At 35.2% G+C, this 11,747-nt stretch carries 8 protein-coding genes; 5 read left to right on the forward strand and 3 right to left on the reverse strand.

Annotated features, from left to right (window positions below):
* Window positions 1–14 precede the first annotated feature (14 nt).
* Window positions 15–788: an O-methyltransferase gene (locus ACFFU9_RS14765; RefSeq protein ID WP_379862249.1), complete on the forward strand. Its 774-nt coding sequence runs from the start codon at window positions 15–17 to the stop codon at window positions 786–788.
* Window positions 789–1,002: 214 nt separating this feature from the next.
* Here ACFFU9_RS14765 and ACFFU9_RS14770 read toward each other — a convergent pair whose 3' ends face one another.
* Window positions 1,003–2,238 (reverse strand): ABC transporter permease, encoded by a 1,236-nt coding sequence (locus ACFFU9_RS14770; RefSeq protein ID WP_379862250.1) that lies wholly within the window; start codon window positions 2,236–2,238, stop codon window positions 1,003–1,005.
* A gap of 8 nt (window positions 2,239–2,246) precedes the next feature.
* On the opposite strand from ACFFU9_RS14770, the gene ACFFU9_RS14775 reads away from it, so the two are divergent.
* The 3 genes from ACFFU9_RS14775 to ACFFU9_RS14785 all read left to right on the forward strand — a co-directional run bounded on the left by ACFFU9_RS14775 (window position 2,247) and on the right by ACFFU9_RS14785 (window position 5,894).
* Window positions 2,247–3,509: an exo-beta-N-acetylmuramidase NamZ family protein gene (locus ACFFU9_RS14775; RefSeq protein WP_379862251.1), complete on the forward strand. Its 1,263-nt coding sequence runs from the start codon at window positions 2,247–2,249 to the stop codon at window positions 3,507–3,509.
* Between the two features lie 128 nt (window positions 3,510–3,637).
* The gene (locus ACFFU9_RS14780; protein ID WP_379862252.1) at window positions 3,638–4,702 is read left to right on the forward strand and encodes a serine hydrolase domain-containing protein; all 1,065 of its coding nucleotides are present in this window, start codon (window positions 3,638–3,640) and stop codon (window positions 4,700–4,702) included.
* 400 nt (window positions 4,703–5,102) lie between these two features.
* Entirely contained in the window at window positions 5,103–5,894 is a 792-nt protein-coding gene (locus ACFFU9_RS14785) for a class I SAM-dependent methyltransferase (protein ID WP_379862253.1), read from the forward strand.
* Window positions 5,895–5,934: 40 nt separating this feature from the next.
* Here ACFFU9_RS14785 and ACFFU9_RS14790 read toward each other — a convergent pair whose 3' ends face one another.
* Window positions 5,935–7,662 carry a TonB-dependent receptor gene (locus ACFFU9_RS14790; protein ID WP_379862254.1) on the reverse strand — a complete coding sequence of 576 codons (1,728 nt, stop codon included), beginning with the start codon at window positions 7,660–7,662 and terminating at the stop codon, window positions 5,935–5,937.
* A 118-nt stretch (window positions 7,663–7,780) separates the two neighbouring features.
* On the reverse strand, window positions 7,781–10,798 hold the full coding sequence (locus ACFFU9_RS14795) for a tetratricopeptide repeat protein (RefSeq protein ID WP_379862255.1): 3,018 nt from the start codon (window positions 10,796–10,798) through the stop codon (window positions 7,781–7,783).
* Between the two features lie 209 nt (window positions 10,799–11,007).
* Between ACFFU9_RS14795 and ACFFU9_RS14800 the strand changes: the two genes are divergently transcribed.
* Window positions 11,008–11,691, forward strand: a complete 684-nt coding sequence (locus tag ACFFU9_RS14800; protein ID WP_379862256.1) for a cell division ATP-binding protein FtsE — start codon at window positions 11,008–11,010, stop codon at window positions 11,689–11,691.
* Window positions 11,692–11,747 lie beyond the last annotated feature (56 nt).

Genomic DNA, 11,747 nt, shown 5'->3' on the forward strand with positions numbered 1-11,747 from the left:
TATTGATTTATAAAATGCTATTTCAAGTTTCACAATACATCAGGTTTTTATTAAAATCGACCAACCATCATGGGGTACACTCCCCTTTTGTTTTTAATTTGGTTACCAAATGTTTTTATGATAAAAAACATTACGAGAGCTATAAAAATATTCTAGATTATAAAAATGCGCTTCTAAAAAACAACACCAACATTAGAGTTACAGATTTAGGCGCTGGCTCACAACAGATGAAAGATGAGACCCGTAGCATATCAAACATGGCCAAACATGCTGGCACATCGTTAAAAAGGGCAAAGCTCTTATATCGCTTAGCGGTTTATTTTAAACCTAAAACCATACTCGAGCTAGGCACTTCGTTGGGTATTGCTACACATGCGCTAAGCTTAGGGAATCCAGAATCCCAGATCTCGACTATTGAAGGCTGCCCACAGATTTCTAATTTCTCTAAAAAACATTTTGAAAAACATCAGATAAAAAATGCAGCTATTATCAATGGTGATTTTAATGATGAAATTCAAGCCCTAACTGCAAACTCTTACGATTTTATCTTTTTTGATGGTAACCACGCTAAAGAAGCAACTTTATTTTATTTTGAAACCCTTTTGAAAACGGCACATAATGATTCCGTTTTTATATTTGATGATATCCATTGGTCTAAAAACATGACAAAAGCATGGAACACCATAAAAAAACACCCAGATGTTAGCGTGACCATTGATACGTTTTATTGGGGAATCGTTTTTTTTAGGAAAGAACAGCGCAAAGAAGACTTTGTAATTCGGGTGTAAAAAACCCGCTCTTCACCATGCCGACAGCGTGAAGCATGAACGACGAGGCGTCCCTTTATAATAACCTATTTATGATAATAACAAAAACTGTTTAGGTTGCTCCTATCGTCGAAATGACCAGTGAAGTTGAAAAAAGTATTACATTTCTATGTCATACAGAACGAAGAGAAGCATCTCTTTATAATGACGTGTTTATGATAATCGCACCAAAAAACTAATCAAACCGCATAGCTTTTACCGGTGATATTTTTGTAATAATATAAGAAGGCACCAAAAGCATTACCAAACACAGCACAAGCGTCCCTATATTTAAAGCCAAAATATAGCCTAAATTGATATAAACCGGTGCTTCCGTTACATAATACACACTAGGATCTAACGGAATCAGTTTTAAAAACTTTTGCGCAAACAGTAAGCTTAAACCTATAACATTCCCCCAAAACAAACCCAGGATAATTAAATACGCAGCATTATACAGAAACAATTTACGAATGCTCCAATTATTGCTTCCTAAGGCTTTTAAAATGCCAATCATTTGCGTACGTTCCAAAATAAGCACCAATAGAGCAGTCACCATATTAATACCTGCTACCAATATCATAATGCCGATAATACCATAAATATTATTGTCAAAAATTTTAATCCACTCAAAAACGGAGTAATATTTTTCTGTAATCGTTTGGGAGTTTAAAGTAGAAGGAGTGTTTTTAAAAATCTCCACCCCTTTTTGATCCAAATCATTATAATTATCAATAAACACTTCAAAGTTCCCCACTTGATCAGGTTTCCAACCATTAATACGCTGTAAATGCCTGATATCACCAATTAAATAAGTAGCATCAAAATCTTGATACCCCGAACTATAAATACCAACAATAGTGTAAGTAATTATATTCGGCATTTTATTGGGGTCCTCTTTAGCAAAAACCATTTGCAATTTATCCTGCAATTTAAACTTCAACCTATTGGCCAAATATTGCGAAATCAAAACCTCTTCATTCCGCGCACCCTCATAGTTTGGAACTCTACCTTCTAGTAGAAACTCCTTAAAATAGTCCCAATTATAGTCACCACCCACACCTTTTAAAACGGCGCCTTCAAAATCAGTTTCCGTTCGAATCACTCCAAATTTGGTCGCTACGGCCTGGATATGCTTAATCCCTTCTACCGTCTTAAATTCTGGATAAAATTCTTGATTGCTAGATATAGGCACGATGCTTTCTTGCGAAGCATTGCTATCGTAATTAGTAATGGTTACGTGCCCGTTAAAGGCCACCACTTTATCTCTTATTTTTTGTTGCAGACCAATACCTGTGGCTATAGCGATCATCATCACGACAATACCAATGGCGATAGCAGCAATTCCAATTTTTATTATTGGTGCCGATACACTACTTTTATACGCTTTACTACCAATAATGCGTTTTGCTATAAAAAACTCGTAATTCAAATTTACTTATGCGATTTAATGTTTTCAAAAATACTGTTTTATTCTCGGTTCTGGTTATGATTTCTTGTAGAAGTAATTCTACTGAAAAAGACGGAAGACTTCCGATTCATAATCAAGATGCTATAAAAGTAAGTGCTCCTACTCCATTACCCAACAAACACAATAAAAAAATTATTGTAGGCAGTAATCAAACCGAGCATTATCTTCCGCTTTTAAAAGAAAAAAAAATAGGCATTGTAGCAAACCAAACCTCTGTTATTTTTAAAAATGATGGCCACTATACCCACTTAGTCGACTCCTTATTAGCGTTGCAAGTAAATGTTACCAAGGTTTTTGCACCCGAACATGGCTTTAGGGGTACTGCCGATGCTGGCGAAGTTATAAAAGACGGTATTGATACCAAAACAGGCTTACCCTTAATCTCGCTTTATGGCACTAATAAAAAACCTTCTAAAGAGCAGCTTAATGACATAGATTTGCTCATTTTTGATATTCAAGATGTAGGCGCACGGTTTTACACCTATATTTCCAGTTTACATTATGTTATGGAGGCTTGTGCGGAAAACAACATTCCTGTTCTAATTTTAGACAGGCCAAACCCTAATGGCCATTATATAGATGGCCCTGTTTTAGAGTCTGCACATAAAAGCTTTGTGGGCATGCACCCAATTCCTGTAGTACATGGCATGACCATTGGTGAATATGCACAAATGATAAATGGTGAAAAATGGCTAACAAACGGCAAGCCATGTGCGATTACCGTAATTCCTGTTAAAAACTACAATCGTAATGTAGAATATGATTTGCCTATAAAACCAAGTCCGAATTTACCAAACGCCAAAGCCATCAACCTCTACCCTAGTATCTGTTTATTTGAAGGCACCAACATAAATGCGGGCCGTGGTACAAATACACAATTCCAAATATATGGTAGCCCATTTTTAAACCCAAACATTTATCCTTTTAAATTCACACCACAATCCAATGAAGGAGCTAAACACCCAAAACACGAGAATAAAGTTTGTTATGGTGAAGATTTAACTACTTCTAAAACCTTAAACGCACTCCATTTGAATTGGCTTATCGAAGCTTATAAAAACACAGAGAACAAAACTGAATTCTTTAATAGTTTTTTTACAAAACTTGCGGGTACAAAAAAACTGCAAGAACAAATAGAAAAAGGACTCACCGACATTCAAATTAAAGCCACTTGGCAAAAAGACTTAGACACTTTTAAAAAGATGCGCAGTCCTTATCTTATTTATAAATAAACGCGTTTATATATAAAATAATAACATGTTCTTTTCGTTTTAAACTTTAAATACTTACTTTAAAAAAACCATAAAAACTGAAACATTACCAAAGTCCCAGAAATACATCCCAAAGTTTTCACATCCCAATGAAACGCATCATCACTACCCTCATACTGTTGCTTGCATATATAGGTTTTAGCCAAAATCCGGTACCTTTGGTAGAGGAGAAAATTAAAATCGCTAGAAAACTTGCTAAAAAGTTTCAAAAAACCAATAAAATCCAAGGCATGGCCATTTCGGTATCAGAACACGGCAACCTTATTTGGTCTGAAGGTTTTGGATATGCCAATCGCAAACTTAAAGTAAAGGTAAAACCCAACGAAACCCTTTTCAGAATTGCGAGTATATCCAAATCCATTACTGCTGTAACGCTCGCAAAACTAGTAGATAACCATCAAATCGATTTAGATAAAAGCATTTACGAGTATCTTCCCAATTATCCGAAGAAAAAATATGATTTTACCGTTAGGGAACTGGGCGGACATTTGGCAGGGATTAGGAGCTATAAAGGGAATGAATTTGTTTTAAATAAAAAAATGACCATAACACAAGGCTTAGATTTATTTAAAAACGACCCGCTAGTCTTTGAGCCCTCAAGCCAATACCTATACAACTCTTTAGGTTATGTTTTACTGAGTAATATCATGCAAAAAGCATCCCATAAGGGCTTTAACAATTTAGTAAACGAAACGGTTTTAAAACCTTTACACATGCTTAACACCATGCCAGATGCCTCAGATTCGGAAATACCCAATAGAACCAAATTCTATAAAAGGGAACGCGTTTTTTCCACACCAGTTTCTAATGAGTATAAGCTTGCTGGCGGCGGTTTTTTATCCACATCTGAGGACATCACAAAATTTGGCCACGAATTGATTTCTCCAAAAATAATTTCAGAAGCATCTTTGTCGGAAATCACAACTTCCCAAAGACTAAATTCGGGCCGTCGCACGGGATATGGCATTGGCTTTTCTGTAAGAAAGACAAAAAAAGGGACCCCCAAATTCTTTCATACGGGCGGCGGTGTGGGCGCTTCTAGCATTCTATTAATATATCCTAAAGAAGACCTTGTTATTACAGTTTTAACTAATCTTACAGGTGTAAGCATGCATGAATTTGGCAATGAACTGGAGGGCATCTTTATAGATTAGAACGCGCAAAAAACCTCCTCTTATACCCGATTAGTTTTTATCCGCTTTAAATAGGAATCAATAAAAAGCTTTTCCAAAGCGAACTTGCAAACCAACCCCTGCAATCTAAAATGTATGCGTATTGGCTTTATTGTAGCTACTAAACATAAGCAGCTTTCATCTATACTCAAAACTGAACCGTTCTTATAAGACCTGATTTAAAAATTTTGATGGGTTTCTTTTTTAAATCTGGAAAATATTTTTCAGCTTCGTTATGTGTATCTTTGCTGCGCTTATAAAGCCTGTTTTTAACGGCACTCGAATCATTTTCGTTATAGTGGATAAAGCATAACATATGTTGTCTTAAAAATGGAAACCAATAGATTACACACCACGAAATGTTATTTAAAATAGCACAAACATGAAAGACCTTTTCGGAAACGCATTGCGCGACTATCAAAACGGAAATTACACAGAAGACCTGGTTACAGCTACCAACATATCCGATGACGATATCTTGCCCCTGCCCTATTTATTTCGCGATTTTAAAACCATGCCCAAGCTTGAAAAAAAAGCTTTAAAATTAGCAAAAGGTTCTGTTTTAGATGTAGGTTGTGGGGCAGGAAGCCATAGCTTGTATTTACAAAAGCAAGGATTAAAAGTAAAAGCTATCGATATTTCTAAAGGCGCTATTGAAGTTGCTACAAAACGCGGCGTATCCCATACTAAAGTTGAAGCCATTTTAAACGAAACAGAAACCTTCGACACTATTTTGTTATTGATGAATGGTACTGGAATCTTTCAAGAGCTCTCACAAATTTCTATCTATTTAAAACATTTAAAAAGCTTGTTGAATTCGGGCGGACAGATTTTAATCGATTCTTCCGACATCAAATACATGTATGAAGATGAAGATGGCGGTTTTTGGATGGATGCCAATGCTAACTATTACGGCGAACTGGATTACTTCTTGTTTTACAAAGGAGAAGAAGAAAACCCGATGAAGTGGTTGTATTTAGATTTTGACACTCTAAAACTAGCTTGCGAGACAATAGGCTTACATTGTGAATTGGTTTTAGAAGGCGATCATTTCGATTATTTGGCTAGACTTGTTCTTGCAGAAACAAAAAAAAACCAAGCACCATCTGGTTTTTATAGTGTGGAGCTAAGTTTGAAAAACAAAATACCCCGCACAACGGCACGAGGTATGTAATAGTTTTTTATTTAAAGCTTGAGGCAAACACCAACAAGTATTAAAAATCAAATTTATACGTGGCACCCGCTAAAAACTGAATGCTTTGTACCGGAAAATTTTGCCAGCGTTGATAGGCGTTATTAGCGATATTATTCGATTTAGCAAAAATAGAAAATTGCTCATTAATATTATAGCCTACATGTGCATTCGCATCAAAATAGCTCTCCAAGGTTACGGTAGTTGGTGGCGCAACACTAAACCCATCATTTAGGAAATACTGATCCTTGCGCTCGCCCACAAAAAATAAATTGGCACCAGCAAACCATTTTTTACTTATTTGGTAATCCATAAATAAAGAACCTTCAAATTCTGGTAAATTCCAAGCTTCGGTTTCACTATCCGAAGTATACCCAAAATATTCCCCTTTTAATCCTAAAGAAAAATTTCTATTAACATCTACATTTAACTCTCCCGCTGCACTAAAAGTCTTTACATCGTCATAAACCATTCCGAAGGAATTTCCATAGGTATAATCCTGAGCCGTTAAAGTTATTTCATTATTCTTAAATAAAGCTTTATTTCTATCAGAGATATAATGTGCGCTTATATTATAACTCACCGCACTAGACACTTTTCCTTTTAAGCCTACATAAGCGTTGTAAAGTCGGTCTGTGGGTACCACAAACAACGTTGGGGACACAAATGGGTTTTCGGAAGCAAAATCATAATACGAATTTTGAATTAAATCCCCTTGTATACCGCCGTAAGCAATTAAAATTTCATTTACTAATCTATAAGATGCGGTAACATTCGGGTAAAGAAACAATTTACTATCACTCGCTTCTGTATCTTTTAAATAAAAAACAGAGGCTCCGAGGTTTACTGTTAAATCGTCTTGTTTGAGTTCATAAGTTGATGAAAGCCCAATTTGAAAATTACCATAGTTTAACGCCGTTGCAGAACCATATCCTTTCTCAAAACCACCATTTAAAAAATCGATAGTAAGCTCCGTAGATAGTTCTTCATCACGAATAGGAATATCTACAACACCCTTTATAGAGATTCTATTTTCTCCAGACTCTTGGTTATCGCCAAAGTGCCTATACAATACGCTTAGAGCGTTTATATAAGTGTTTTCAAAATTAATATCGCCACCAAGGTGTGCGCCGTAATAGGTATGATCTGTATTAATGCCATTGGTCTGTGCTGCAGCAATTTGAGATTGTGGAACACCATACCAATTGTACATTTGATGGTGTAAGCCTCCTTCAATATTCCAAGATAGATCGCGTAATCTTGTAGCGTAATTGACGTTCAGTTTTGAATTTGAAAAATTATCGTCGAAAGCCAAATCTTCAATACCCCCTTGAGAGGAATGGTGGCTCACATAACCGCCAATACTTTCACTTCTATTAATGGCATGATTCAAATAGACTTCCCCTAAAATACTGGTATATGTTCCTACGCCCAAGGTGGCATAATTATCGAATAATTTTACAGGTGCTGCTTTTTCTACTGTTGCTGCTTTACCTTTAGCAGGAGTAAACGTAGACGCTACAGGAAACGAAAAGATGTTATATGTTATCTCTTTTTTATGTTCTGTATCTTCATCTTCCAGCGATGGAACTTCCTTGACTTTAAAAGCGTCGGAAATAGTAGGCGCATAAGGTTTAACCACGTTAATAACACCCGTTCTAATGGTATCACTATTTCTTTCTTGAGAAAAAGATTGGGTTACGCATAATGCAAAAACGGCTAATAGGATATGTTTTATGTGCTTGCGCATATTTAATATTTTTGATTTACGATTTTTTTTTTCTAATTATTGAAAACACTTTGGCTATAAAAGCTGTGGAAAGCCTTAAGCATAATGCTTTTAACTACACCAGCGTCTTTGTTTTTTATTACTCTTCTCTAATAGAGGCGTTTGTTTTAGCTTCTTGAGCTTTAATTTTGCCCAACTCTGCTTTAGCTTCGGCAACAACCTCGTCAAATTCCTTAAAATTATCCATAACGCTTTCTAAAATATAAGTCGCTTGAAACGCATCTTTAAGTGCATAAAAATTCTTGGCCATTAGCACCAAGCCTTTAGCGCTATAATATTTATAACCAGAATAGTCTTTTGCTAGTTTCTGTACAGATATATTAGAAGCTTCAAATTTGCTGTCCTTATTTTTAAAATAGGCATCAAAATACAAGGCTTCTGCAGCAGTTTCACCCGTGGCTGTTTTTTCAACTTCCACATAAGCTTTTCTGGCCTTTTCTTCATTTTTGGTTTTCATAGCAGAACGCGCAATAATAATATTGGCATCGCTTTTTATTTTATTATCAACTTTAGAATGAGCCAGTACTTTTTCTGCGTAAGCTACCGCCTCATTATAATTATCTAATTGATAATGGGCTTTCATTAAGTTAGACTGTGCAAATAATACATTCTGCGGAAAATTAGCCTCTTCTTCCAATCGTTTTAAAAGCGAAACGACTGTGGCCCACTCTTTATTGACCAAATGGTATTGCGTTAAGTTTAATAAGGCTTCCTCGGTAAATTCATTTCTAGAAGCTTCTACCACATACTTATAGTGTGGTGCTGCATTTCCACTCAAGCCTTTTTTGCTATACATTTTTGCTAGATAAAAATGGGCAGACAATTTATGAAGGCCATTTGCAAACTGGCTCAAATAACCATTAAACTGAGTAATGGCCTTATCCGTATTGTTATCTAAATATTGTTTTTCTGCCGCTTCATAGGTTGCATTGTCTAAATCGGCATCGGTTACATCTACGTAATCCAAGGTTTTAACCCAAGAAGCATATTCATTAACCCTGCCTAAATCAATATAAATCAATCGTGCTGTAGATACCGCTTGTGCAGCTTCTGGAGTTCCCCCATAATCGCTAGCCACCTTTTTAAACTTTATTAGAGCCTGCTCATTATTACTGTTATTATAATACACTAACCCTTGGCGCAGTAAAGATTTTTGCACAAAAGAACTCATTTTGTATTCGGCATTCAACCGGTCGTACATTTGCAAGGCTTTTTGGCTGTTGTTTTCTTTTACATAAGAATTTGCCAACTCATACATAGCATCATCCCGGAGTTTAGATTTTGGATATTTTATGATAAATTGTTCCAGTTCCGATATTTTTTTAGATCCACTTCCCAAATACCCAACACTTATGGCCTTTTGGAAAAACGCATAATCGGCATCAATTTCGCCCACTTTAATAGCACTCTCATAAGCTGTGATGGCGTTTTTATAATCGCTGATTACAAAATTCGCATCGGCCAAACGTAAATAAGCATCATTCAACCTTACGCCTTCTGCCTTTTTATTTTTTATAAACTGATTAAAATGCTCTATGGCTTTTGAATAGTTTTTCTGCTTAAAGTAAGTGTAAGCTATATTATAATCTATATTTTCAAATTCTGGAGTTACAGCAGCTGAAGCTTGTTGCTGAAATTGTTTAAAACCAATTAAAGCCTCTCCATAATTGCCTTGGTTATAATCGCTTTCTGCTTTCCAAAAAATCGCTCTGGTAGTAAATTTTGGGTCTTTTGATTCTTTTAAGGACTTATTAAACAAGTCTGCAGCTTCATGAAAGTTATTTTCATTATAAAGCTCCAAACCTCTATAAAAGGTCACTTTTTGATAAGCCACTTTATTCTCGAAACTATTTTTCCCTTCTAAAAGTCTTAAAGCTTCTTTGTAGTTTTTTGATGTGATATAAGAGTCTATTAAAAGCGTTTCAACTTCATTTTTATAACTACTATTAGCGTATTTTTCTAAATACGAGGTTAAAACCTGAGGAACAGATTGATATGGATTCCCGATTTCATAACTAATTTTAGCATAATTCAACCAAGCATCTTCTTGAATTTTCAAATCGAAATCCATTTGAGATGCATTTCTAAACGCATTTAAAGCTTCTTGCTTTTTTCCAGAATTTATATAGCTCTCCCCTAAGTGGTAATAAGCATTTTGGGCTGTTGCATCATTTCCTCCAATAATTTTATTGAATTCTGATATGGCTTTTTCATAATCCCCCTGTTTGTAGTACGCATAGCCTAATTGGTAAAAATCGGTATTGTTCCACTTTCCTTTTTTACCTTTATACTTGGTTAAATACGGAATGGCTTCTGCATACTGATTTAAATTAAAATAACTCTCTCCAATGATTTTCGAAAGTTCGGATATCTCGTTAGGATCCCTGGTGTTTAATCGCGCTTTAGCCAGTTCGATGGCTTTTTCAAATTTACCGAGTTTAAAATTTAAATCGGCTTGATAATAAGACAGTTTCTCTTTATAGCGCTCTTGATCGTTTACTTGCTCAAAATAAGCATTTGCCGCATTATAATCATCGCCTTCATAAGCCATAAAACCAATATAATATTTAGCTTGTGGCCCGTACTCTTTGGTTCTTTCAACCCGACTTAAATACTTTTTAGCAACATCATACTGTTTGGTTGAAAATGCCGAGTATCCGTTATTGAAATAAAATTTATTAAGTTCGTTTCTGTTTAAAGCACTATCGTCTACCTTGTCATACCACTTTCTTGCATAGGCATATTTTCCATTGGCAAAATAGTAATCTGCCACATCTACATAGGCCGTATTCCTTTTAGTACTTGTGGGGTAATTTTCCACAAAATCCGTAACCAACTTATCTGCATTTTGTTGATTCAATCTTACCGCACAATTGGCTATATAATAATCGCAATCTGATAACAGAACATCTTCTTTGGCTGTTTTTTTAACCTTAGCAAACAAGGTTTGAGATGCCCTGTATTGCTGATTGTTATATAAAGACAATGCCCGCTGGTAGTCTACTAAATCATTCGTATAAGTGGCAGATTGCTGTGCTAAAACTGGGGTACTAAAACCCACTACTAACAAGAAATAAATTATATTTTTGAAAATCATAAATGATTTGTTTTTAATTTTAAAAAATCAAAGGTAATTCAAACTAAATCTTATAACGCAACAATCCTATTATAATTATAAACAAGGTTATTAAAAATTTAAAAAATAAAACCAAAGAAAAAGCAAACCATAAAAAACTTTTAACGCTTAACTTTTACTTTTAACTTTTAAACAATACTTTTACAACACTTAAAAACGTATTCTAATTTATGTCGACTCCTATTTTACAATTAAAAGATGCCTCTATTTATCAAGGCGACAGTTTGGTGCTCTCCAATGTTAATATTGAAGTTAACAAAGGTGATTTTGTATATTTAATAGGAAAAACAGGCTCTGGAAAAAGTAGTTTAATGAAGATTTTGTATGGTGACTTACCATTGACCCAGGGCGAAGGGCATATTGTAGATTATGATTTGAAAACTTTAAAAGAAAAAGACATTCCGTTTTTAAGACGAAAGCTTGGCATTGTGTTTCAAGATTTTAAATTACTGATTGACAGAACTATAAATAATAACTTACTTTTTGTACTAGAAGCTACTGGCTGGAAAGACAAAAAAGAAATGAATGCCCGAGTAGAAAGCGTGTTAACCAAGGTAGGTATGAAAACCAAGGGTTTTAAATATCCACACGAACTATCGGGAGGCGAACAACAACGTATTGCCATTGCAAGAGCTTTGCTTAACGACCCCGAACTGATCCTTGCCGATGAGCCTACCGGAAACCTTGATCCGCAAACCAGTATAGAGGTTATGGAAGTGCTACAACAGATAAACAAAAACGGCAATACCATTTTAATGGCTACACACGATTACGCTCTTTTAATAAAGTACCCTAGCAAAACGCTTAAGTGTGATGAAAACCAGGTTTATGAGGTGGTGCAGCGTAAAGGTTGATTATGTATCATGCGATAAAAAAAAACATAAAGGCAATCGTTCCTAAAAAAATTCTA

Origin of the sequence: Mariniflexile ostreae (assembly GCF_042427585.1) — a bacterium.
GTDB classification, from domain to species: Bacteria; Bacteroidota; Bacteroidia; order Flavobacteriales; family Flavobacteriaceae; genus Pseudalgibacter; species Pseudalgibacter ostreae.